At 42.1% G+C, this 25,924-nt stretch carries 18 protein-coding genes and 1 pseudogene; 15 read left to right on the top strand and 4 right to left on the bottom strand.

Features of this window, described 5'->3' with window-relative positions:
- Positions 1-80: 80 nt before the first annotated feature.
- Positions 81-2,099, bottom strand: coding sequence for a ribosomal protection-like ABC-F family protein (abc-f, locus tag IJI01_RS11210; protein ID WP_292190206.1), 2,019 nt, complete (start codon positions 2,097-2,099; stop codon positions 81-83).
- Positions 2,100-2,221: 122 nt separating this feature from the next.
- Here abc-f and IJI01_RS11205 point away from each other — a divergent pair, with 122 nt between their 5' ends.
- The 8 genes and pseudogenes from IJI01_RS11205 (at position 2,222) to IJI01_RS11170 (ending at position 10,931) form a co-directional block, all read left to right on the top strand.
- Entirely contained in the window at positions 2,222-4,030 is a 1,809-nt protein-coding gene (locus IJI01_RS11205; protein WP_292190204.1) for a hypothetical protein, read from the top strand.
- Between the two features lie 53 nt (positions 4,031-4,083).
- Positions 4,084-4,716, top strand: coding sequence for a CPBP family glutamic-type intramembrane protease (locus IJI01_RS11200; RefSeq protein WP_292190201.1), 633 nt, complete (start codon positions 4,084-4,086; stop codon positions 4,714-4,716).
- An 86-nt stretch (positions 4,717-4,802) separates the two neighbouring features.
- The gene (hflK, locus tag IJI01_RS11195; protein ID WP_292190198.1) at positions 4,803-5,732 is read left to right on the top strand and encodes an FtsH protease activity modulator HflK; all 930 of its coding nucleotides are present in this window, start codon (positions 4,803-4,805) and stop codon (positions 5,730-5,732) included.
- A 12-nt stretch (positions 5,733-5,744) separates the two neighbouring features.
- A complete protein-coding gene (hflC, locus tag IJI01_RS11190) occupies positions 5,745-6,629 on the top strand; it encodes a protease modulator HflC (protein WP_292190195.1) in 885 nt (294 codons plus the stop codon).
- An 81-nt stretch (positions 6,630-6,710) separates the two neighbouring features.
- A pseudogene (locus IJI01_RS11185) lies at positions 6,711-8,090 on the top strand (TrpB-like pyridoxal phosphate-dependent enzyme).
- 39 nt (positions 8,091-8,129) lie between these two features.
- Positions 8,130-8,732 carry a bifunctional phosphoserine phosphatase/homoserine phosphotransferase ThrH gene (thrH, locus tag IJI01_RS11180; RefSeq protein WP_292190192.1) on the top strand — a complete coding sequence of 201 codons (603 nt, stop codon included), beginning with the start codon at positions 8,130-8,132 and terminating at the stop codon, positions 8,730-8,732.
- Positions 8,733-8,752: 20 nt separating this feature from the next.
- Positions 8,753-9,172, top strand: a complete 420-nt coding sequence (locus tag IJI01_RS11175; protein WP_292190189.1) for an HIT family protein — start codon at positions 8,753-8,755, stop codon at positions 9,170-9,172.
- A 124-nt stretch (positions 9,173-9,296) separates the two neighbouring features.
- The gene (locus tag IJI01_RS11170) at positions 9,297-10,931 is read left to right on the top strand and encodes an Mbeg1-like protein (RefSeq protein ID WP_292190186.1); all 1,635 of its coding nucleotides are present in this window, start codon (positions 9,297-9,299) and stop codon (positions 10,929-10,931) included.
- A gap of 42 nt (positions 10,932-10,973) precedes the next feature.
- Here IJI01_RS11170 and IJI01_RS11165 read toward each other — a convergent pair whose 3' ends face one another.
- The gene (locus IJI01_RS11165) at positions 10,974-11,849 is read right to left on the bottom strand and encodes a phosphoribosylaminoimidazolesuccinocarboxamide synthase (RefSeq protein ID WP_292190183.1); all 876 of its coding nucleotides are present in this window, start codon (positions 11,847-11,849) and stop codon (positions 10,974-10,976) included.
- A gap of 93 nt (positions 11,850-11,942) precedes the next feature.
- Positions 11,943-13,583, bottom strand: a complete 1,641-nt coding sequence (locus tag IJI01_RS11160) for an ABC-F family ATP-binding cassette domain-containing protein (protein ID WP_292190181.1) — start codon at positions 13,581-13,583, stop codon at positions 11,943-11,945.
- Between the two features lie 196 nt (positions 13,584-13,779).
- On the opposite strand from IJI01_RS11160, the gene IJI01_RS11155 reads away from it, so the two are divergent.
- The 3 genes from IJI01_RS11155 (at position 13,780) to IJI01_RS11145 (ending at position 17,047) form a co-directional block, all read left to right on the top strand.
- Positions 13,780-15,501 (top strand): GDSL-type esterase/lipase family protein, encoded by a 1,722-nt coding sequence (locus tag IJI01_RS11155; protein WP_292190178.1) that lies wholly within the window; start codon positions 13,780-13,782, stop codon positions 15,499-15,501.
- Between the two features lie 146 nt (positions 15,502-15,647).
- Positions 15,648-16,409, top strand: a complete 762-nt coding sequence (locus IJI01_RS11150) for a response regulator (RefSeq protein ID WP_292190175.1) — start codon at positions 15,648-15,650, stop codon at positions 16,407-16,409.
- A 26-nt stretch (positions 16,410-16,435) separates the two neighbouring features.
- Entirely contained in the window at positions 16,436-17,047 is a 612-nt protein-coding gene (locus IJI01_RS11145) for an Hpt domain-containing protein (RefSeq protein ID WP_292190173.1), read from the top strand.
- A gap of 176 nt (positions 17,048-17,223) precedes the next feature.
- On the opposite strand, the gene IJI01_RS11140 is transcribed toward IJI01_RS11145, so the two are convergent.
- The gene (locus IJI01_RS11140; RefSeq protein WP_292190171.1) at positions 17,224-18,087 is read right to left on the bottom strand and encodes a DegV family protein; all 864 of its coding nucleotides are present in this window, start codon (positions 18,085-18,087) and stop codon (positions 17,224-17,226) included.
- A gap of 102 nt (positions 18,088-18,189) precedes the next feature.
- Between IJI01_RS11140 and IJI01_RS11135 the strand changes: the two genes are divergently transcribed.
- The 4 genes from IJI01_RS11135 to ppdK all read left to right on the top strand — a co-directional run bounded on the left by IJI01_RS11135 (position 18,190) and on the right by ppdK (position 25,753).
- Positions 18,190-19,530, top strand: coding sequence for an MFS transporter (locus IJI01_RS11135; RefSeq protein ID WP_292190168.1), 1,341 nt, complete (start codon positions 18,190-18,192; stop codon positions 19,528-19,530).
- A gap of 104 nt (positions 19,531-19,634) precedes the next feature.
- Positions 19,635-21,782 carry a glycosyl hydrolase 115 family protein gene (locus IJI01_RS11130; protein ID WP_292190166.1) on the top strand — a complete coding sequence of 716 codons (2,148 nt, stop codon included), beginning with the start codon at positions 19,635-19,637 and terminating at the stop codon, positions 21,780-21,782.
- A 155-nt stretch (positions 21,783-21,937) separates the two neighbouring features.
- A complete protein-coding gene (locus IJI01_RS11125; protein ID WP_292190164.1) occupies positions 21,938-22,837 on the top strand; it encodes a glycerophosphodiester phosphodiesterase family protein in 900 nt (299 codons plus the stop codon).
- Between the two features lie 69 nt (positions 22,838-22,906).
- Positions 22,907-25,753: a pyruvate, phosphate dikinase gene (gene ppdK, locus IJI01_RS11120; protein WP_292190162.1), complete on the top strand. Its 2,847-nt coding sequence runs from the start codon at positions 22,907-22,909 to the stop codon at positions 25,751-25,753.
- Positions 25,754-25,924: the final 171 nt, after the last annotated feature.

Raw genomic sequence — 25,924 nt, 5'->3', positions numbered from 1 at the left:
TTTACTTGCTCGTGCGAATGATTCGCAAATCTATTCATTGCCCCACTTTAGCTGACTGTTCATGGGAAAGCAATTATGAATCAAACATTCAACTCACTAAGTTCAGAGGAAAGGTTCTCCCACTCATCATAGAGAGCTGCAAGCTTGTCTTGAATTTCAGTCTGCTCATCGGTAAGTTTTCTGAGTTTGGCCAGATCAGTTCCAATTGATGGATCGGAGAGCTGCTCTGTAATCTCGCCGTCTCGAGTCTCGAGCTTGCTGATCTCTTCCTCACATTTGCTGAGGGAAGTCTCCAATTTACGTTTCTGGGCCTGAATAGCCTTCTGGGCTTTCCAGTCCTGGGCACCGGATGGGGCAGAAGCAGCATTGCTAGCCGCTGTAGTACTGGATGCTTCAGAAGTCTCACTTGTAGCACTCTGTGCGTATTTGTAGCTGCCGTCGGCAAGAGTTGCATTTCCAACGCTACTTGCTGTGCCGAAGAGTCTCTGCATTTGTTCGTCCACGTGCTCAATGTAGTAATCGTAGTTGCCGATGTAGTTTACGAACTGGCCGTGGGTCAGGTCGAGGATTCTGGTAGCTGTTCTGTTGATAAAGTAACGGTCGTGGCTTACGTAGAGAACAGTTCCGGTGTAGCCTGAAATTGCTGTTTCAAGTATCTCTTTTGAAGTGATATCCAAGTGGTTTGTAGGCTCATCAAGAATGAGGAAATTGGCATCTGAGAGCATGAGCTTAGCAAGACTCACACGTCCCTTTTCACCACCTGACAGATCACCGATGCGCTTGAATACATCATCACCGGTGAACAGAAAAGCAGCCAGAGTATTCCTTATCTCAGTGTTGTTGAGTGTAGGATATGCATCTGATATTTCTTCGAACAAGGTCTTTTCATCGTGGAGAACATGATGTTCCTGATCGTAGTAACCAATATGAACTTTGACACCAAAATCAATTTCTCCGGCATCAAGGCTCTCAACTCCGTTTATTATTTTAAGGAGAGTTGTTTTACCTGAACCGTTATCACCAATGATTGCAACATGCTCGCCTTTTTTGATCTCAAAATCAAGATTTGAGAAGAGGTGTTCATTACCAAATGACTTGGAAAGCCCTGTTGCAGTCAGAACATCATTACCACTTTCGCAGGAAGGAGTCAGGCTTATCTTCATACGATCATCAATTGTTATGGGCTTGTCGAGAACTTCTATCTTATCAAGCATCTTTTCACGGCTCTCAGCCCTCTTGATGGATTTTTCCCTGTTGAAGGATTTGAGTTTGGCAATTACTTCTTCCTGGTGCTTGATCTCGGCCTGCTGCTTGATGTAGGCATTCCATTCTATAGCTCGCATCTGCTCTTTTTTAACAGCATAGGTACTGTAGTTTCCGGTAAAAGAGGTAACTCTTGTATTCTCAACTTCGATTATCTTGCCTGATATCTTATCAAGGAAATATCTGTCGTGAGAGACAATAAGTACAGCGCCTTTGTAGTTGAGAAGATAGTTCTCAAGCCATCTGATAGAGTTCATATCAAGGTGGTTAGTGGGCTCGTCCAGGATGATAAGATCAGGCTTCTGTAAAAGAAGCTTACCAAGAGCAACTCTTGTTTTCTGACCTCCTGAAAGGGTGCTGATCCTCTTATCAAGTTCTTCATCGAGAAAGCCAAGACCCTTGGCAACACCTGTTACTTCGCTTTTCCAGGCATATCCAGACTTGCGCTGAAATTCATCCTGCATTCTGGTATATCTGTCCATAAGAGCTTCCAGTTCTGCTCCCTGGACATGCTTCATGTTTTCTTCTGCAAGGCGGATGTTGTTCTCAAGGTCTATAACATCTCTTTTAACCTCTACGAGTTCTTCATAGATGGTGTTATCTGAATCTATATTCTGATTCTGGGCAAGATATCCCCATGTAATATCCTTGGAAAAAGTAACATCGCCGTCGTCAGCAGATAGTTCGCCTATGATGATCTTGATAAGGGTGGTTTTACCTGCGCCGTTTATTCCGACAATGGCAGCCTTTTCGTCTTTTTCTATATGAAAAGAGGCATCTTTGAGAATATCCTTACCGTCAAATGATTTATTTATGTTATGTACTGAAAGAATCATAGTAAATAAGACTCCTGAAAATTGTTATTTTGACACCACATTTTAGCATGTAAATGGCAATATGTAAAAGAAACAAAATATGTTATTATTCTAGTTAGAATCTGAATTTGAGGGAAACGTGTATGGAATACTTAGTTGTTGTGCTGCTTTCAGCTGCTATGTTTGCTGCAGTTATACTATATTTGGCACTTAATCAGGATCAGAGGGAGAGATGGCTGGGCTTTACCTTTGGTATAGCCTCTATCGGAGGACTTTGCATCTATGGAATAACACATGCTCATGAGGCGACTAATCTTGTGGCTGCAGTTTTTGAGACTGTTGTAGATGTGGGCAGAATGTTTGCCGGAGTCAATAATGCTTCAGTTTTTGAAAAGCTTGTTGGGGCAGATTCAAAATGGATGATTTTCTTCTGGGTAGTGCACTTTATGGCATACTATTCACTTGCCAGTGCTATTCTCATGACTGTTGCCAAGGGAATGCTCAAGAAGATCAGAACATTCTTTTTACGTATAAATGATGTTGAGCTTATTTATGGAGTTACTGAGAATTCTCTTGCCTACGGCAGAAGACTTTCTGATAAGGATCATACTTCTATAGTTTATGTAGGAACCAGTTCCAATGGCAAAGATAGCCAGATAAGCCAGATGGGAGGACTTCTTTTTTCTGACAGCGAAGCTCTTGATCCTGATGTGAAATTTCTTCATAGATTATCTGTTAAGCGTGGTAGGGGCAAGTTCAGGCTTATTGCTTTTTCCGGCAATATCGATGAGAATCTGGACTATGCAGTTAAAATCATGAGAGCTCTTGAGAAAGCCAAGGTAAGGCCTGAGCAGACAGAAGTGATCCTCTATGGCTATGAGGAGCATAACGGATATATGCTCCAGGCTATAGGCGATAAGTACGGCTATGGAACTGTACGAGTCTTTGAAAAGGCTGAGCTCCTCGCAAGACTCCTTATGCAGAAGTATCCTATCTGCGACGCTATTTCTTTTGATGAAAATGGCAAGGCTACCTGTGATGCCAATGTGCTCCTTATTGGCTTTGGCAGAAAAGGACAGGAGCTTTTAGAGAAGATAATTATAAATGGTCAGTTCGAGGGCAGTAACTTCAAGGTCAAAGTGTTTGATAAGAGCGGACGCAATATAGACGGCTTTTTCAGGGCCAGGTTTAGTTCACTTCTTGATAACTACGATATTTCTTTTGAAAACCATGATGGTCGCAGTAGAGAGCTCGCGCTGTTCCTTGAGGAAAATATTGATAAGCTCAGATATATTGCAGTGGCAGTTGGCGATGACCGCACAGGACGTGAGATTGCCATGAATATTCTGGAGTTTATGAGAGGAAGAGGAGTCAATCTTCCTGTTTATCAGTGCTGTAGCGACTGCGTGACCAAGTACGAGCTTAACAGTCTTGTGGAAAGACACAGTATCTTTGATGCGAACATCCTTTATACAGGAACTATGGATGATCTGGCCAAGAAGCTTAATCATTATTACATGAACAATAGCGCTTCTCCCAAGAAGAACTGGGCTGACTGCAGCTATTTTGACAGGATGAGTTCCAGAGCATCTGCAGATTATCAGGCAGCTCTTTTGAAGAGGCTTGATCTGTGTGATGGCAGGGAATTATCTTCTGATGTGCTTGAGAATCTGGCTAAATCTGAGCATCTTAGATGGAATGCTTTTTACTATGCTGCGGGCTACAAAAAGATGGACCTTGATACCTTCAAAAAGAGGGCACTTGAGGCCTCAGAGTCAGAAGCAAAACGTATCTCCAAGGATGTAGAGAATAAGAGCCATGTATGCCTTGTAAACTGGGATGAGCTTGATGAAATCTCAGAGCTTGAGAAGTCACTTACTGGAAATGAAGCCGATTACAAGCAAAAAGACCGTAACAATGTGCTTGTTATCAAAGGACTCCTTGAAAAATAAGAGTCTGACTTATATAATAAATGAGATGTGGATTCACAATAAAGGAGTTTACTTTGAGACGTTTATATATACCACTGGCGTGGGAACTGCTTTTTGTCATCTCGACAATAATTATGCCAATGCAGGCATTTCACTTGTTCTTCGTATTTTACCTGGGACTTCTGATCTATTTTTATTATTTTCACAAGCAGTTTTCATTCCGTAAATTTGCACGAAACCTTACCAGAATAAAGAGATTCTGGCTTCCAGTGATACTGACATTTGCTGGACTGATGCTGGCTAATGACATTAAGAACAGAGTTCTTCAGCCGTATTTTGCTACAGTCAGGGATGGTACAGTCAGCATTATCACAAGAAATGATATTTTACCTACTTTTTTCTATGCACTTATGATGATAGTTATGAAGCCAGTTGCAGAGGAACTGTTCTTCAGGAAAGCTATTATTTCTTTTGGTAGCAAGAAAAGAGTATTTGTTCTTACTATAGTGAGCCTTATCTTATGTGCAGTTACAAGAGCGCATGGAGTGCTTGGAATCGCAGAGTGGATGATCATGACGATTCCTGTGACAATAGCATATGTCATTACAAGGAATATTTATATTTCAGTCATGGCGCATGTGGCGTTTGAGTTCTACGATAATATTTATTCCATAGTTTATGCTGTGGGAAGGATAATGAATAGATAGTTCATAAGGGTTTATGGTATAATACTAGCCGGTATGCTTAATTGGAAGCTGCCGGCTTTTTATTATTTAGAAAAGGGAGAAAAGGTATGCGAGTAAAAAGTAATGCACCTAAAGCCAAGTTCAATCCTACGATTGTAATTGCTGTTATCATAGCAATTGTGGCACTTACGTGTGTAGGGGAAAGTTTTTATTCTGTCAAAGAGCAGGAACAGGCTGTTCTGACAATGTTCGGTAAGGTAATCAGAGTAGATACTGCCGGACTTTATTTCAAGATTCCATTTATTCAGGATGTTCATACAATCGATATGACAACTCATGGTGTTGGAATCGGTTATGTTTTGCAGGATGGACAGAACATTACTGTCGATGATGAGGGTGTTATGATCACCTCTGATTTCAACTTTGTTGATATTGATTTCTATCTTGAGTACAAGGTAAGTGATCCTGTAGCGTTCTACTACAATTCTTCTAATCCTGAGGTTATCATGAAGAATATGGCACTTGCCTGTATCAGAAATACTGTAGTTAATTACACAGTTGATGATGTTATCACAACAGCTAAGGGACAGATTCAGGCCGAGGTTAAAGAGAAGCTTCAGAATGAGCTTACTAACAGCAACATCGGAATGATGGTTGTTAACCTTTCTGTTCAGGATGCTGAGCCACCAACACAGGAAATCGTTCAGGCATTTAAGTCTGTAGAAACAGCCAAGCAGGGCAAGGACACAGCTGTTAACAATGCCAAGAAGTATCAGAGTGAGGAGCTTCCTAAGGCAGAAGCTGACGCAGACAAGATCATTCAGGATGCAGAGGCTTATAAGCAGGCCAGAATCGCAGAGGCTGAAGGTCAGGTTGCCAGATTCAATGAGATGTATGAGCAGTACAAGCTTCAGCCATACATTACCAAGAAGAGACTATTCTACGAGACTATGGAAGAAGTTCTTCCAGATCTGAAGGTTATCATCACTGATGGTAAGACACAGCAGATGCTTCCTTTAGACAGTTTTAATAATTGATGGAGGCCTGATATGGAAAAGAAGAGATTTAGTATTGTAAAGACATTAATTATCATATTGTTAATTGCTGCAGCTTTTCTTGTTGGCTCATCAATGTATGTAGTTCATCAGAATGAGTATGTTGCAGTCAGAAGATTTGGTAAGATCGTATCTATTGCTTCTGAGCCAGGTCTTCATTTCAAGACACCATTTATCGAGGATACACAGGCAATCAGTGGCAAGATCATCATCTATGATATCCCAGCTTCAGATGTTATCACCAAGGATAAGAAGTCTATGATCACTGATACATATGTACTTTGGAGAGTAGCTGATCCTCTTAAGTATATCCAGACTCTTAATGCAGTTAGTGCCAGAGCTGATGAGAGAATTGAAGCTTCTGTATATAATGCAACCAAAAATGCTATTTCTTCCATGACACAGGATGAGGTCATTGAGGCAAGAGGCGAGACCCTTACCAAGCTTATTACAGAAGAGGCTAACTCAGATATGGCTGGATATGGTATTGCTATCATTCAGGCTCAGATCAAGGCTCTTGACCTTCCTGATGACAACAAGCAGGCTGTATACGAGAGAATGATCTCAGAGCGTAACAATATTGCTGCATCATATACTGCTCAGGGAGAAGCTGAGGCTCAGAAGATTCACAATGAGACAGACAAGCAGGTAGCCATTGTAAAGGCTCAGGCTCAGAAGAGCGCTGCAGTTCTTGAGGCTGAGGGAGAAGCTGCATACATGGAGACTCTTTCAAAGGCTTATGATACAGAGGAAAAGGCTGAGTTCTATAGCTATATCAGAGGTCTTGATACCCTCAAGGAATCACTTAGGGGAGAGAAGACAATTATCCTTGATAAGGACTCTGAACTTGCTCAGATACTGTATGGTAACTTCAATTAAATAGGGCTTTTCTCATTGACATGACGGGTTAAAATATGCTTTAATGGTTTAAATTGTTGAAGAATATCGGGGGATATAGAAATGGGAGAAGAAAAGAGAATACCTTATAAGATATACCTTAGCGAGGATGAGATTCCAAGACAGTGGTACAACGTAAGAGCTGACATGAAGAATAAGCCAGCACCACTTCTTAATCCAGGAACACTTAAGCCTATGACTTTTGATGACCTTAGGCCTGTATTTTGTGATGAGCTGATCAAGCAGGAGCTTGATGATACAACTCCTTACATAGATATTCCTGATGAGATCATGGATTTCTACAAGATGTACTGACCATCACCACTTGTTAGGGCTTATTTCCTTGAGAAGGCTCTTGGAACACCTGCCAAGATTTATTACAAATTCGAAGGTAACAACACAAGCGGAAGCCACAAGCTCAATTCTGCTATCGTTCAGGCTTATTATGCCAAGAAGCAGGGGCTTAAGGGTGTAACAACAGAGACTGGTGCTGGTCAGTGGGGAACAGCTCTTTCTATGGCATCAGCATATTTTGGCATTGATTGTAAGGTTTACATGGTTAAGGTTTCTTACGAGCAGAAGCCATTCAGACGTGAGGTTATGCGTACTTATGGCGCAAGCGTAACACCTTCACCATCTATGGAGACAGAGATCGGACGCAAGATCAATGCTGAGCATCCTGGTACAACAGGAAGCCTTGGCTGTGCTATTTCCGAGGCTGTTGAGGTGGCTACACATACAGAAGGCTACAGATATGTTCTTGGAAGCGTTCTTAATCAGGTACTTTTGCATCAGACAGTTATTGGTCTTGAGGCTAAGGCAGCTCTTGATAAGTACGGAATTAAGCCAGATATGATCATTGGCTGTGCAGGTGGCGGATCTAACCTTGGCGGACTTATTTCTCCATTCATGGGTGAGAAGCTTCGCGGAGAGAATGATTACCAGATTATCGCAGTTGAGCCTGCAAGCTGTCCTTCATTCACAAGAGGTAAATATGCTTATGACTTCTGCGATACCGGAATGGTATGTCCTCTTGCCAAGATGTACACACTGGGCAGTAACTTTATTCCATCAGCTAACCATGCTGGAGGACTTCGTTATCACGGCATGAGCCCAATTCTTTCTCAGCTGTATGATGATGGGCTTATGGAGGCCAGATCAGTTGAGCAGACTTCAGTATTTGAGGCAGCTCAGCAATTCGCAAGAGTAGAGGGTATTCTTCCTGCTCCAGAATCAAGCCATGCTATAAGAGTTGTTATTGATGAGGCTCTTAAGTGCAAGGAGACAGGCGAGGAGAAGACAATTCTCTTTGGTCTTACCGGTACTGGTTACTTTGATATGGTTGCATACCAGAAGTACAACGATGGCGTTATGACAGATTATATCCCAACAGATGCAGAGCTGCAGAAGAGCTTCGATACATTACCTAAGGTTAATATCTGATATTTGCATCAAAATAGATTATGAGGAGACGTTTGATTCATGAACATAGTATGTTTAGATCTTGAGGGCGTTTTAGTTCCAGAAATATGGATAGCTTTTGCTGAGGCAAGTGGGATTCCAGAGCTTAAGAGAACAACAAGAGATGAGCCTGATTATGACAAACTTATGAAATGGAGAATAGGAATTCTCAAGGAGCATGGCCTTGGCCTTAAGGAAATCCAGGATACTATTGCCAAGATAGATCCACTTCCTGGAGCAAAAGAGTTCCTTGATGAGCTTAGAAGACGCACACAGGTTATCATCATCAGTGATACCTTCACTCAGTTTGCAACTCCTCTTATGGAGAAGCTTGGCTGGCCTACAATTTTCTGCAACTCACTTGAGGTTGCTGATAACGGCGAGATTACAGGCTTTAAGATGAGAATTGAGAAATCCAAGCTGACTACAGTTAAGGCACTTCAGTCAATCGGCTATGATACTATAGCCAGTGGAGACAGCTATAATGATCTTGCTATGATCCAGGCTTCCAAGGCAGGCTTTTTGTTCAGATCAACAGATAAGATCAAGGCAGATTATCCTGAGCTTCCAGCTTTTGAGGAATATAATGATCTGCTAAGCGCTATTATTAAAGAATTAGATTAAGTTTTAGGAGTATTTTTGTAATGAAAGATTGTAATTGTGGATATTGTGTAGGTGGCGAGCCACTTGCAAAGTTTGGTATCAAGATCTGTGACCTTGAGGTCAGCCAGCTTATTCTTTTTAAGGAGCAGTCACATCCTGGTAGATGTATCGTTGCTTACAAGGATCATATCAGCGAGATAGTTGATATTTCCGATGCAGACAGAAATGCATTTTTTGCAGACGTTAACCGTGCTGCCAAGGCTATTCATAAGGTATTTAATCCTGATAAGGTCAACTACGGCGCATATGGTGATACGGGCTGTCATCTGCACATGCACCTTGTTCCCAAGTACAAAGATGAGTTTGAGTGGGGCGGAGTATTTGAGATGAACCCACAGAAGGTTTTCTTATCTGACGCAGAGTACGATGAGATGATCGAGAAGATCAAGGCTGCACTGTAATTTAACACAAAATGATAATGAAAAGAGTGTATCTGTGAACAGATGCACTCTTTTACGTTATAATGATATATGTAAGTGTTTTCCAGGGTATCTTGACTTTGCTTGACAATAAGAGGAACAGAAAATGGCTAATATCATAAACTACATCAAATGGCGTGGTGATCTGGAATTTAAGCAGGTGCCTTTTAATAAAGTCGATAATCTGGCGCTGGCTCTTTTGGTATATAACGACTTTACCGGGTTGATTCCTGGTAAGGGCGAGAATGGACGTGTATCTGTTTATGAAGTTGCAGAGAGGTATTTTCAGACCCACAGTATAGATGAACTGGATGAACTTGCATTTGACTGGGTTCTGTACTATATGGCCAAATATAAGAGGTTTGGAAGCCTTTATCTGTCGGATTATGTTGATGTGGACGATGCCGACAGGAACATGGTGTTTACGGCATTTACTGTACACCTTCCAGATGGAAGTCACTTTGTGGCTTTTCGTGGAACGACAATGGAGATAGATGACTGGAGACTTGATTTCCAGATAAGTTTCGAAGAGATAGAAGCTCAGAGAGCTGCAGCAAGATACCTTCAGTATGTGATGCAGAAATATGCGGGTAACATCTATGTGGGAGGCCATTCCAAGGGCGGAAATCTTGCGGTTTATTCTGCCATGCATGCTCCCGATGTTGTTAGAAACAGAATCAAAAAGATATATAGCTTTGATGGACCAGGCTTTTGTCCTGAACTTTTGGACGAAGAGAAGTTTGCTGATATACAGGAGAGAGTAGTTCACGTTGTTCCGACCTTCTGCGTAGTAGGTATGCTTTTTGAACTTCCAGTTACACACGAGATTGTGGCATCTAGTGCCAAGAAGATGGCGCAGCATTCTGGAATGACCTGGAAGATAGAGGGAAATCATTTTGTAAACAGAAGGTTTTTAACAGAGGAAAGCTCTGTATACAACAGAGCGATCGATGACTGGATAGGTAATGCTACCATGGAGCAGAGGAGAACTTTTACGAGAGATATCTTTGATTCTATGAAGGCTGCAGGTGCTGTTTCATTAAATGATATTTCAGAAGGAGGCTTCCATGATTTTGGAACCATTCTGCTATCAGCTGCCAACTCTGAGAGTAAGACTAAGATAGTTGTAGGTAAGTTCTTTGGATCTCTTTGGAGGTCTTTTGAGAAGATTAAGATTCTGGATGCCCTTAAGTCACTTCAGGGTATCATAGATATTTTCATGATGTTTCTTGGTATCGTTTTTCGTACCATTCCAGAGGCGGTTTACAGTGTTTTAGGCGGAGCTATAGCTCTGATAGTTGCAGTCTGGAGCGCGATAATGCTGGTAAAGGCAGGCATGCGTGATGAGAATCCGTTTCTTAAAAGAGGCCGAATGATTTTTCATATAGTGCTCATGTGGTTCATGGTTTTTATTATGTCGAACCTGGAGCGAATTCCTAAGTGGACCAACTTTTTGATGGCTATTGTATTCTTTTCCCTGGCATTTGCCAGTGTCAGGTACATTATCAGATATAAAGAGACTATATCAGGAAAAGCTAAGTTCTGGATGATGCTTCTGGCTGTGGTTAACCTGTACATTGGAATCATTTCTATAGTCATTCCATCTAGATTTGACTACACCAAATCAGTTACGCTTGGAAGCTATTTGATCATTATTGGCTTTGTGCGCCTGATCATTCAGTTGATGGAGCAGATGCATAACCCTAAAAAGAAAAGCCGATTCTATGAAGATGATGACTAAATATTAAAACAGCGCCGGGCGATTGCCTCGGCGCTGTTTGTTTTATGCGTTAAGTTCAGTTCCTGTAAGGAGCTTGTAAGCTTCAAGATACTTATCAATAGTCTTGTCGATTACTTCCTGAGGAAGGTTGTAATCACATTCTGGATGAGCCTTGAGATAATTACGTACGAACTGCTTATCGAAGGATGGCTGATCGTGACCTGGCTCATAGCCTTCTACTGGCCAGAAACGTGAGCTGTCTGGTGTGAGCATCTCATCAGCAAGAACAACTTCGCCATTCTCATCTACGCCAAACTCAAACTTGGTATCTGCAATGATGATTCCGCGAGTGAGAGCGTAGTCAGCACATTTCTTGTAAAGAGCGATTGTATAATCTCTGATCTTGGTAGCGTAGTATTCGCCATGACCAGGGAACTCTTTCTCGAGGACTTCGATGCTGCGCTCGAAATCGATGTTCTCATCATGATCACCAATCTCAGCCTTAGTACTAGGAGTGTAGATTGGTTCAGGGAGCTTATCACATTCCTTAAGACCTTCTGGGAGCTTGATGCCACAAACTGTGCCATCTGCCTGATAGCTCTTCCAGCCACTTCCTGTTATATAGCCGCGAACGATACACTCAACAGGTATCATTCTAAGCTTCTTGCAAAGCATGCTATTACCTGCAAAATCAGGTGTTCTGAAAAACTCAGGCATGTCAGCTGAATCAACGCTGACCATGTGGTTTGTAACTACGTCCTTGGTATAATCGAACCAAAATCTGGACATCTGTGTTAAAACTGCGCCTTTCTTGGTTACCTTGTTCTTAAGGATAACGTCGAAAGCTGAAATTCTATCGGTAGCTACCATGATAAGGTTCTCACCGATGTCATAAATCTCACGAACTTTTCCCTCTTTTACTGGCTTAAATTCCTGCATGCTATTACTCCTCCGTTTTATGTGAAATAAATAATATATAAGCGGAAAGGACAGGGTAGAAGACTATCTATCGCTTTCCGTTTAGAACTGCAATTAGTCGTCTTCCTCTTCGTCAGCGGCAGTGTTATAAACTGTACGCTTTCTGGCCATTTCATCATTTTCAAGGTACTCATCATATGTTGAACGCTTATCGATAAGTGATCCGTCTGGCAGAATCTCCATGATTCTGTTAGCTGTAGTCTGAACAACCTGGTGGTCACGACATGCGAAAAGCTCAACACCTGGGAATTTGATCATTCCGTCATTGAGAGCGGAGATTGATTCCATATCAAGGTGGTTAGTAGGCTCATCGAAGATAAGGCAGTTAGCACCGCTTATCATCATCTTGGAAAGAAGGCAACGAACCTTCTCACCACCGGAGAGAACCTTAACCTTCTTAACTCCGTCTTCGCCGGCAAACAGCATACGTCCAAGGAATCCTCTTACGTATGTTGCATCCTTTATCTCAGAGTAGCCTGTAAGCCACTCAGTAATTGTGTAGTCATTATCGAACTCTTTTGTGTTGTCCTTAGGGAAGTAAGCCTGAGATGTTGTAACACCCCACTTGTAAGTTCCCTCGTCTGGCTCTAGCTCTCCTGTAAGAATCTGGAAGAGAGTAGTCTTGGCAAGCTCATTACCACCAACAAAAGCAATCTTGTCTTCACGCTGTACAACGAATGAGATGTTATCAAGAACCTTCTCGCCGTTGATTGTCTTGGAAAGACCTTCTACAGTAAGAACTTCGTTACCGATTTCTCTGTCTGGTCTGAAGTCGATGTATGGATACTTACGGCTTGATGGCTTAATTGTATCAAGCTCGATCTTCTCAAGAGCTTTCTTTCTGGAAGTAGCCTGTTTACTCTTACTTGCGTTAGCAGAGAAACGAGCGATGAATTCCTTGAGCTCTTTGATCTGCTCTTCCTTCTTCTTGTTGGCTTCCTTCATCTGACGGATCATCAGCTGTGATGACTCGTACCAGAAATCATAGTTACCAGCATAGAGCTGAATCTTGCCATAATCTATATCTGCAATGTAAGTGCAAACCTTGTTGAGAAAGTAACGGTCATGGGATACAACTATGACTGTATTCTCAAAGTTGATAAGGAACTCCTCAAGCCATGCTATAGCATCAAGATCAAGGTGGTTAGTAGGCTCGTCCAGAAGAAGAATATCTGGATTACCAAAGAGAGCTCTTGCAAGAAGAACCTTGACCTTCTGAGCACCATCGAGTTCTTTCATAAGTTTGTAGTGGAACTCTGTATCGATTCCAAGGCCGTTAAGAAGTGACTCAGCATCTGACTCAGCTTCCCATCCGTTCATCTCAGCGAACTCAGCCTCGAGCTCACTTGCTCTGATACCATCTTCATCAGTGAAATCTTCCTTGGCATAAATAGCATCCTTCTCATTCTTGATCTCGAAGAGACGGGCATTACCAGCGATAACAGTATCAAGAACAACATTCTCGTCATACTTGAAGTGATCCTGTTCAAGGAATGATAAACGCTCACCATCAGAGATAACTACATCTCCGTTAGTGGTCTCGATCTGTCCTGATAAGATCTTGAGAAATGTAGACTTACCAGCACCGTTTGCGCCGATGATACCGTAGCAGTTACCTGGTGTGAACTTGATGTTAACTTCTTCAAAAAGAGCCTTCTTACCAACTCTTAAGGTTACGTTATTTGCACTAATCATTAAAAAATAACCTCACATATTTATTAAAAATCTATCCTTTGCAACAGTTCGTATTATATGAGAATCTTCTATTAATTGCAACAAAAAAAGAATATGGATGAAAATAGGAAGAAACCTTGTAAAACTGAGTTTCAAAGATATGACAAAGAGTTTACTATTGTGTAGTAATGAAAAATGTATTTTAAATGGGGAAGTTATGACAGAGCAAACAAAATGTAAGCAGATAAGCGTGCAAGATACGGATTCATATACAGCACTTTTTAATGGCGGATGGAATAAGCGAAGGCTCCTGAGCGATGAAGGCGTAAAGTCTGATTCAAGGAACAGAAATGTTATAGTCAGAAGCTTTAGCGTGCCTGAATTTGGAACTTATAGGGTGGAGGTTACTCTTTCAGCTAGGGTAAAAGAGCTGTCTGAACTGACTCTTTTTGCAGGAAGAAGAAACATGATTGATAGAAATATCTGCATCAAAAAGGGTGAAGAGTATCATATATCTTTTTATCAGGCTGTATTTCCCTATATTCCAGCTCTTATGGCAGATAGAATAAATGATAAGAGTATATATGTCAGCATAGCAGGAGCTGATGAGGCGGATATTGAAGAGGACTTAGAAGTAAATATTTCAAAAGAGGATGTGCCGGTCATTTGGATTGCAGGTGACTCAACACTCACTGATCAGAATGCGGGAATTCCTTACTATCCATATGGTAGCTGCGCAGGCTGGGCGCAGATTCTTAACAAATACGTCAGAAAGGATGCGGTTTGTAATCTGGCTCATTCTGGAATGACATCTAACTGCTTTAGGGATGACGGACACTACGCCATCTGCCAGGAATTCATGAAAAAAGGTGACTTCTTTATAATGCAGTTTGGACACAATGACCAGAAAAGAAGAAATTTATCAGCCTATGGAGGCTATGCAGATAACCTTGGAAGATTTGTTATAGAAGCAAGAGATAAAGGCGCTGAGCCGATCATATGCTCACCCATAAGCCGTATCCCGCTTGAACTGAGCAAGGAGGAGTCCAAGGATTTATCTATGCCAAGGCACTACTCTCTTTTACAGGCTCACGCTGATGCTGCAAGAGATGTAGCCGAGAAGCTTAATGTATGTTTTATTGACCTTCACAGGATGACCTTTGATAAATGGGTAGAGCTTGGTGATAAGGCCAGGGATTATTTTATGCCGGGAGACATAACCCATACCAATGAATATGGCGCAGTACTCATATGCAGCCTTTTTGTAGAAAACATGAAGAAACAAATGGACCAGGGGGACGGGGTTAGTGGTCCATTTTGTAGAGACTTTCTTCCGGATTCAGACACCAAAACACTTCCCAAGGAGTTACCAGGCCCGAGCATATTTGATATTGAGCCGCCATATCTGGATATTAAGGGAATCCCTGAATATGAGAGAATACGCAAGGCATTTAAGTATTGCCTTCTTGATCCTTGCGTTATGTACCTTCACCCCTATGATCAGATGCCAAGGGGACAGCTTCTGATGGTGATGTTTAACGCCTTCAGGATGGCGGGGGTCAGGCCCTACAAAAAGATATTTGCAGATATCCAGGTTGATGAGTGGATTTCGGGCTATGTTCAGGCACTTATAGAAAATAATCTGATAGATTATGATACCTACGGACGAAATGCCTATTCCAAGCTTGTGTTCAGGCCGGATGATGCTGTGACATACGAAGAACTATCTCAGTTTTTGGTTCGCAGGCTTGAGAATAAAAAGTATGAAAGCTATGCAAAAAGAGCAATCGAGCTTGGTTTAATAGACATTGACCCAGCTGATGCAGGTAAAGCTGTGAATAGAGCAGCAGTTTATTCGATACTTGCAAGGTTCATGGATAGGGATAATCTGTCTGATCAGGGCCTTCCATCAGATGCAGAAGTTCACCCAGTACATTGAAAATTTAGAATTAGTGCCCGAAAATATCATAGATTCAAGGTCTATGATATGGCATTGATAATTGACAAATGATATAATGATAACATGTACGTGGCATTGTGCTTAAGACAGTATCAATGAATCCTGATGAGAGATGGAGGCAACCAATGGTTTTTGGTTCAAACAAGATATTGGTTATAGGCGAAAAAGAGACATTTATCATTAAGGTACTTATGGGCAAGCTTAAAGATGCCGGGATAACTGCTGTTTTTTCATCCACCAATGTAAATGCTATAAATAAAGAGTGGGCAGATAGTGGCCTTGTCATCTATTACATGGAGGCGGGTGAGCATATTGCAGGAGAAGTTGCCACGTTCCTTCGTGACAAGCTGTCAGATTATAACAAGCAGCTTGCGCTTATAGGAGATATGACCGATACCAAGGAGGCAATAGATATGTTCCCTCCACATGTCATATTCAAAGCCTTCACCAGACCTCTTGACTATAATGCTTTCATTTCGGATGTCAGCCTCTACTTCAATCTGGTTGCTGAAGGTGAGATGAAAAAGAGTATTCTTATCGTTGACGATGATCCTAACTACATGGGTCTTGTAAGAGAATGGATCAAGGATACCTACAAGGTTTCAATGGCTAACTCGGGACTTCGTGCTATCAAATGGCTTGGTAGTAACAAGGTTGACCTGATACTTCTGGATTATGAGATGCCTGTTACCGATGGACCACAGGTTCTGGAGATGCTCAGAAGTGACGAAGAGACCAAGGGCATTCCCGTAATATTCCTTACGGGTAAGGATGACAAGGAAAGCGTTATGAGTGTTCTGTCCCTCAAGCCAGAGGGCTATATTCTCAAGACCAGCGGAAAGGCTGAGATAGTAAATACTATCAGCAAATTCTTTGTAAATAGATAAAACATATTTAAGGTGTGAATTTATAAATGATAGGAGACGGAAAAGAGATTCCAGAAGAACTTAAAATTCTGGAGAATATTGATGGTATATCTATAAAAGAGGGACTTGATTTTTGTGGTAGCTCCAAGGCGTTTCTGAAATTTCTTAATACTTTTTACAGTTCCATAGATTATAAGCTGGCAGAAATAAAAGAAGCTTTCGATAAAAATGACCTGACCAGCTACACGATCAAGGTTCATGCACTTAAGAGTACATCAAGAATAATAGGCGCATACGAGCTTTCGGACCTTGCTCGTAGCCTCGAAGAAGCAGGAGAGAAGAAAGATATCGCTTTTATACGAGATAATAATGATAAGCTTCTTCAGCTTTATTCCAGTTACAAAGCTAAGCTGTCTGTGGTAGCTGAAAACTTAGAAGAAACACCACATGAAGAAATCGCTCCAGAAGACCTTATAGATGCGTACAATGCCCTTAAAGAATATATTCCTAAAATGGATTACGATGCAGTAGAAGTAATTCTTGATAGTTTAAAAGAGTACAAGCTCCCCCAAAAAGATCATGATACAGTAGACAAACTTAAAGAGCTTCTTGTACAGATGAATTGGGATGTTATGAACGATTTGATTCATAATCTGTAGATCCATAGAGGACTGACTGATAAGCCAATAAATATGGCTAGAGAATAATACAATCTAAGGTATAAGTGAAAAAGCCGAGAGGTTAAATATGTGCGACCAATCCGATTTGATTGGAACAATCATCGGAGGATTGGGTGCGCATATTAATCTCTCGGCTTTTGGAGTATACCTTTTCGTTATCTTTCCTTGCCCCAGAAGAAGAGACCAAGCATTCCAGGTCCTACGTGGGCTCCGGAGAATGGCTCGTGCATGCAGATTGTGATCTGGGCACGTGGATTAATCTCTTTTACCATTTCGGCAAGCTTATTGGCATCATCAAGACAGTCACCGTGGGAGATGAAAACAATCTGCTTCTCATCCTCCATGCGCTTCTCGGCATATTTCTTGGCAAGCTCTGAAATAGCATTCTTGCGGCCTCTGACCTTATTGCAGGAGATGATATGACCTGTGCTGTCGCCAAAAAGAATGGGTTTGATGTTAAGGATAGTTCCGATGTTAGCTGTAACTCCGCTTACACGGCCTGTTCTCTTTAAGAAGTTAAGGTCGTCTACAGTAAAGTACTGGCAGGCATGAGGAACAGCCTCGTCCAGAATCTGTGCAGCGTTTCTGGCACTGATATTTTTTCTTGCAAGATCTGCAGCCTTGAGAGCAAGTATTCCGTTACCAAAGCCGCAGCCGTGTGAATCAACGATATGGATAAAGCAGTCTGGATATTCCTCCATAAGCTCATCAGCAGCGATTCTGGCAGCATTATAGGTTCCACTGATTCCTGAACTCATAGAAATATAGATAATATCCTTACCTTCCTGAGCGTAAGGAGTAAAGTGCTCAATAAAAAGCTGTGTATTAAGAAGGCTGGTCTGAATAAGATCGCCATTCTTAAGACCCTCATAGTAGGTGTGTCCATCGAAATTATCAATGTCGCCACTATAAGTATTCTGAGTGCCATTTACAAGGTAATTACATGGAAGAATTACGATTTCTTCAGCTATTTTCTGTGGCAGATTGGCACATCCATCTGCAAATACGGTAAAAGACATAAAAAACCCCTTAAAATTTTTCAAAATATTGTACAAAAGACATTATATCATACTTTATTTTGTAGTAGTATTACTATATAAAGAATCTAGGGGGATTTGGGGATGAAACTTAACACAAAAAGAACTATACTCATCGGATTTGCCTTCATGTCTATCTGCGCATTCTGGCAGTTCTACGACAACGAGATTCCTAAGATACTAAAATATACTTTTAATCTGGGGGAAACTTTTACAGGAGTAGTTATGGCGCTGGATAATGTGCTTGCGCTTTTCCTTTTGCCTTTGTTTGGCTCTGTCTCAGATAGGACTAATACAAGAATCGGTAAAAGAATGCCTTTCATCATTATCGGAACCGTTCTGGCTACATTTCTTTTAACTATCCTTATTGTTGTTGCAAGGCCAAGTGGTAGTCTTGCATTTTTCGTGGCAGTGCTCTTATTCCTTCTCATTGCAATGGGAATATACAGATCACCAGCAGTTTCTCTGATGCCTGATCTTACACCTGCTCCATGCAGAAGTTCAGCTAATGCCATTATCAATCTCATGGGTACACTTGGAGGTATCTATATTCTTGTAATGATCAAGCTCCTTCTCAAGGAAGCTGATGATCCTGCCAAGACTAACTACATACCACTTATGATCAGCCTTATTCTGTTTATGCTTATTGCTGTAGCAGTCGTGGTATTAACTATAAGGGAAAAGAAAATCAAGGATGAGATCAGCAAGGAAGGCGGACTTTGTTCTCTTGGAGATACCTTTGATGACGAAGAAGATGCTGAGTGTATCAAAAATACTGAGAGCTTCGAGGAAGGCTCAGTAACCAAGATGATGCCCAAAGAGGTAAAGAGAAGCCTTATTTTCCTTCTGGTATCGGTATTCCTTTGGTTTACAGCTTATAACGCAGTAACAACAGCCTTTTCCAGATTCGTTGGAGAAGTGTGGAATCTTCATGATAATGCTTATGCTACATGTCTTTTGGTGGCAACCATCGCTGCAACGCTGGCTTATGTGCCGATTGCCATGGTGTCCAGCAAGATTGGCAGAAGGAAAACAATCCTTATAGGTATAGCGATCATGGGAGCGAGCTACATTATTACTGGCATGTATCCTCATTTTTCGGCTTCAATCAATATCTTTTTTGCCCTGGTTGGTATTGGCTGGGCAGCTATAAATGTTAATTCCTATCCTATGGTTGTTGAGATGAGTAAAGCGGGAGATATAGGTAAATTTACAGGAACCTACTACACGTTTTCCATGGCAGCTCAGGTGTTCACACCAATTTTTTCGGGATTTTTACTAGAGCATGTTTCCTATAAAACTCTTTTCCCTTATGCGTTTATATTCTCCGCACTTTCATTCTGCACGATGCTGATGGTTAAACATGGAGATGTTAAGCCGCCCAAGAAGGAAAAACTTATTGAGAACTTTGATGTAGATGATTGATTAAATATATGATGTAAAATGTAGTCAGATGCGTAGGTGTCTGACTACATTTTTGTGTTACGATAGATGTACAGATTTAAAGGTCCGAAAGGTCAGGAGGTCTTATGATCACATACAATACTAAACTTATAGATGTTCCAAGACATAAGCCGGTGCAGATAGCTGCGGATGCTCTTAGGAGAGACATTATCTGTACCTGTCTTGAATCAGATAAAGAGGGCATCGATATTTCTTTTGTAAAGGATGATGCTGTAGTTGGCGAGTGCTATGTGATCACGGCCTTCTCTGACAAAGTGCAGATATCTGCTTCTGATGACTTGGGCTTTGTCTATGGAATCTACCATATCAGTAAGAAGTTCCTTGGGGTAAATGAATTCTGGTTCTGGAACGAGCAGATATTTGAAAAGCGTGAAGGATACGAGGTTCCAGAGGACTATCACTTTGAAGCAAAGCCTTACAGTGTGAGATTCAGAGGATGGTTTATTAACGATGAAGTTTTGTTCGATGGCTGGAAAAAAGATAAGGATGACAACAGGCCCTGGGAGATGGCTTTTGAAACGCTATTAAGACTTGGCGGCAACATGACTATCCCAGGCACGGATTTTAATGCACACATATATAAGAAACTAGCAGCTGACTACGGCTTATGGATAACCCACCATCATGCAGAGCCACTTGGTGCCAGAATGTTTGCAAGAGCATATCCGGAGCTTGAGGCTTCCTATGACAGATATCCTGAGCTGTTCGAGGGACTATGGAAGGAAGCAATAGAAGATCAGAAGGAATGTAAGGTTATATGGAATCTTGGCTTTAGGGGACAGGGAGACAGGCCATTCTGGGCCGATGATCCAGCTTACGATTCTGATGAGAAGCGTGGAGAGCTCATGAGTAGTCTCATCCGCAAGCAGTATGATCTGGTCAAGGCTTATGACAGTGAAGCCGTATGCTGCAGTAACCTTTACGGTGAGACCATGGAGCTGTACAAAAAGGGACTTTTGGATATTCCAGAGGATGTAATATTTATCTGGGCAGATAATGGCTTTGGCAAGATGGTTTCAAGGCGTCAGGGCAATCACAATCCAAGAGTTTATGCGCTTCCTGAGAATGGGGCAGCTGGCAGGCATGGAATCTATTATCATGCATCCTTTTACGACCTTCAGGCGGCTGCGCAGATGACTATGCTTCCAAACTCACCTGAATTTGTGGTAAAAGAGCTGACGAACGTCTATGAGGTAGGAGCAGATGATTTTTGGATAATCAACTGCTCAAATGTTAAGCCTCATGCTTATATACTTGACCTTATCGCCAGAATGTGGAGAGAACCTCTTATGGCGGATGAGGAAGCCTTGGCAGGAGAAGCACCTGAATATGTTAATGCGCATTTATCAGAGTACTGTCAGAATTACTATGCGGATGACCATCTTGCGCAGATACAGGAACTGTACCAGCTGTGGCCAGGGTACAGTCCATCTTATGGACCCAATGAGGATGATCATTCAGGAGAACAGTTTGCACATCATGGAGCCAGGGTTCTGACAACAGGATTTATCACGGATTTTGATAAAAAGAATCCAAGTGGCACCAGGGCGGCAGATGAGTGGCTTTGGTTCTCTGACAAGAAGACACTTAGAGAGCAGCTACTGGCTTACAGAGATGTTATAGAGCCCGCCCAGAGAGGCTACGAGGAATACCTTGTAAAGTGCAGGCAGGTACTGGCTGAGCTTCCTGAAAGCACCAGACAGATACTGGAGGATACTCTTGTTTGGCAGGTTGAATATCTTTATTACAGCTATCTTGGCGCACTTTATGCAATAAAGTCTATGGATGCATGTCTTGTTGATGCCTCGGATAAAGTGGGAACTGATGATGACCAGAAAGAGAAAGTCATAGACTGTATCTCTCAGGGGCAGGATAGGGAAGGAGAGCCTGATTATCTGACTGCGTTCTACGAAGCAGGTCTTGCAGCACAGGCTTTTCTTGCCGGTTACGACAAGATGAGAAGCCATGAGCATGGGGATTTTGATGGCTTTTTTGATAATGACTGCGAAGCTGATATAAGGCAATCTTACTATGTTATGAAGGGACTTATGTCTTTTGTAAGGTTCCATGGCGATGGACCACATTTCTATAAGTGGCAGAGAATGTTTCAGGAGGGAGCAGGAGGAAACAAGGTTCACCTGATCCTCAGGGTCAGAAAGCATCTTACAGATGATGAGCTTTGGGAATTGATGGATCTGGCTCTAAATAAATAAAGGTGTTTAATATAATATTTCATATCTATATCTAATATTCGTAATTCATAGAAAATTTAGTTGCGTAATACGGATTAAGGCTGTAAAATATTTAGCGGACAAACTCCGTTAGAATTTTAACGTTTGTCAGTATATTGAATTTGGGAAGTGGTTTGATGTTAGTTCTTAAGATTGTTGGCTTAATTATTCTTATTATATGCGTGGTCTACATGCTTATGATTATGCCTAGATTGGTGAACAAACCTTCTAGAGAACCATTTACCAGGGTGCTTTATGCTCATAGGGGACTACATGACAATAGGAGCGATGCACCTGAGAATTCAATGGCAGCCTTCAGAAAGGCTGTAGAGGCTGGATACGGCATCGAATGTGATGTTCAGCTTACCAAGGATGGGGTTCCAGTTATTTTCCACGATTTTACATTGGCAAGGATTGCCAGATATCCAGAGGGTCAGATTCCTGCAGATGCAGTAAGAAACCCAGATGGAAGCCTTGGAGTAAAAGGCAAAGTAATCGATTATACGTACGAGGAACTATTAGAGTTTCATTTACTTGATTCTGATGAGAAAATCCCAACATTTGAGGAGTTTCTCAAAATGGTAAATGGTACAATTCCTCTTATCGTCGAACTCAAAATAGAATTAAAAGATTTGTCAGTTTGTCCAAAAGTGGATGCACTCCTTAGTAACTACAAGGGAGTTTACTGTATAGAATCCTTTAATCCATTGGGTGTCAGATGGTATAGGAAGAACAGGCCAGAGGTTTTCAGAGGCCAGCTCTCAGATGAATTCCACAAGGACAAGCCTGAGGAGTTCAAGGGACCTTTGTATTTTATTCTTACTAATCTGTTATTTAACTGTATTACCAGACCGGACTTTGTTGCTTACAATCACAAGTACGCAAGTAACCTGTCCAGAAGAATTTGCAGACGCGTATATGGCAACGTTGCCGCTGCCTGGACTATCAAGAGCGAGGAAGATCTTGAGCGCGCTCGCAAGAATTTCGATATATTCATATTTGATAGCTTCATTCCTTTGAATGGGCCCAAAATGTGATTATATATAAATAATGCACAATATTGAAAGGTGTCGCTTTTTAGAGGAGCGACAGGAAAGGTAGAAAACATGGCGAACAAGTGGGTTTATATGTTCAGCGAAGGTAACATGACAATGCGTAACCTTCTCGGTGGTAAGGGTGCTAACCTTGCAGAGATGACAAGCATTGGCCTTCCAGTACCACAGGGCTTCACAATCACAACAGAGGCCTGCACACAGTATTACGAGGATGGTCGTAAGATCAACGACGAGATCATGGCTCAGGCTATGGAAGGCGTTAAGAAAATGGAGGAGATTAACGGCAAGAAGTTTGGCGATCTTCAGAATCCACTTCTTGTATCAGTTCGTTCAGGTGCTCGTGCATCAATGCCTGGTATGATGGATACAATCCTCAACCTTGGTCTTAATGATGACGTAGTTGCAGCAATGATCAAGGGTAATCCTGATCCTGCATTCGAGCGTTTCGTATATGATTCATATCGTCGTTTCATCCAGATGTTCTCAGACGTTGTTATGGAAGTTGGTAAGAAGTACTTCGAGCAGCTTATCGATGCAATGAAAGAGAAGAAGGGTGTTAAGTTTGACGTTGACCTTACAGCAGCTGACCTTAAGGAGCTTGCAGAGCAGTTCAAGGCTGAGTACAAGAATCAGCTTGGCAAGGACTTCCCTTCAGATCCAGTAGAGCAGCTTAAGCTTGCTATCGAGGCTGTATTCCGTTCATGGGATAACCCTCGTGCTAACGTATATCGTCGTGATAACGATATCCCATATTCATGGGGAACAGCTGTTAACGTAATGCCTATGGTATTCGGTAACCTTAATAATGAGTCTGGTACAGGTGTTGCATTCACACGTGACCCTGCAACAGGTGAGAATAAGCTTATGGGTGAGTTCCTTATCAACGCTCAGGGTGAGGACGTAGTTGCTGGTGTTCGTACACCTATGCCAATCGCTCAGATGGAGAAGGAGTTCCCAGAAGCATACGCAGAGTTCATCAAGGTTTGTGAGACTCTTGAGAACCACTATCATGACATGCAGGATATGGAGTTCACTGTTGAGAACAAGAAGCTCTATATGCTTCAGTGCCGTAACGGTAAGAGAACAGCTCCTGCTGCTCTTAAGATTGCTTGCGATCTCGTTGATGAGGGACACAAGACTCCAGAAGAAGCTGTAGCAATGATCGATCCTAGAAACCTTGATACACTTCTTCACCCACAGTTTGATGCTGCTGCTCTTAAGGCTGCAACACCTATCGGAAAGGGTCTTGGTGCATCACCTGGAGCTGCTTGCGGTAAGATCGTATTCACAGCTGATGACGCTGTTGATTGGGCTGCAAGAGGAGAGAAGGTAGTTCTTGTAAGACTTGAGACATCTCCAGAAGATATCACAGGTATGAAGGCTGCTCAGGGTATCCTTACAGTTCGTGGTGGTATGACATCACACGCTGCCGTAGTTGCTCGTGGTATGGGTGAGTGCTGCGTATCTGGTTGTGGCGATATCAACATGGACGAAGAGAACAAGAAGTTCACACTTGGTGGCAAAGAGTTCCACGAGGGAGACTTCATTTCAATCGATGGTACAACAGGTAACATCTATGATGGTCAGATCGCAACAGTTGACGCTCAGATCGCTGGTGAGTTCGGACGTATCATGGCTTGGGCTGATGAGTTCAGAAAGCTTAAGGTTCGTACAAACGCTGATACACCTGCTGATGCTAAGAAGGCTAGAGAGCTTGGCGCTGAGGGTATTGGTCTTTGCCGTACAGAGCACATGTTCTTCGAGGAAGACAGAATTGCTGCATTCCGTGAGATGATCTGCTCAGATACAGTAGAAGAGAGAGAAGCTGCTCTTGAGAAGATTCTTCCTTACCAGCAGAACGACTTCAAGGCTCTTTATGAGGCTCTTGAGGGATGCCCTGTTACAATCAGATTCCTTGATCCACCACTTCACGAGTTCGTACCTACAACAGAGGACGAGATCAAGAAGCTTGCTGACGCAAAGAACAAGAGCGTTGACGAGATCAAGGCTATCATTAACTCACTTCACGAGTTCAACCCTATGATGGGTCACAGAGGATGCCGTCTTGCAGTTACATATCCTGAAATTGCTAAGATGCAGACTAAGGCTGTTATCCGTGCAGCTCTTGAAGTTCAGAAGGCACATGCTGATTGGAACGTTAAGCCTGAAATCATGATTCCTCTTGTATGTGAGGTTAAGGAGCTTAAGTATGTTAAGAAGGTAGTTGTTGAGACAGCTGATGCTGAGATCGCTGCTGCAGGCGCTAAGCTTGAGTATGAAGTTGGTACAATGATCGAGATCCCAAGAGCTGCTCTTACAGCTGATGAGATCGCTAAGGAAGCTGACTTCTTCTGCTTCGGTACAAACGACCTTACACAGATGACATTCGGTTTCTCACGTGATGATGCTGGTAAGTTCCTCAATGCTTACTATGATACAAAGATCTTCGAGAACGATCCATTTGCTAAGCTTGACCAGACAGGTGTTGGTAAGCTTATGGAGATGTCTCTCAAGCTTGGTAAGCCAGTTAACCCATCACTTCACGTTGGTATCTGCGGAGAGCACGGTGGAGATCCTTCATCAGTTGAGTTCTGCCACAAGATTGGCCTTGACTATGTATCATGCTCACCATTCCGTGTACCTGTTGCTAGACTTGCTGCTGCTCAGGCTGCTATCGCTGAGAAGGCTGCTAAGAAGTGCGACAAGTGCGAGGATGCTACAAAGGCATTCGTAGATGACGAGACAAAGGAGAAGCTTAAGGAAGCTGCTGAGAAGGCTCAGGTAATCGCTAAGGAGCTCGCAGAGACATCTGCAGAGGTTGCTAAGGCTGGTCTCGCTGGTCTTAAGGCTGGTCTCGAGGAAGCTAAGAGAGCTTACAACGAGAACAAGAAGAACTAATTTGTTTAGTTAGACTTTAATAAAGGGCTAGAATCCAGAAGGGTTCTAGCTCTTTTTTTTCTTTATTTTTTCTTAATAATATATTTGTTTTTTCCTAAGTTTTAATACTTTGAAGTGTGATATATTCTAAAGGTAGATGCCGATATATCGTTAAAGTATCGGGGAAGGATA

Origin of the sequence: Butyrivibrio sp., assembly GCF_017433805.1 — a bacterium.
Taxonomy (GTDB): Bacteria; Bacillota; Clostridia; order Lachnospirales; family Lachnospiraceae; genus Butyrivibrio.
The sequence above is the reverse complement of the archived record's forward strand: the minus strand, read 5'-3'. Positions and strand labels throughout refer to the sequence as shown.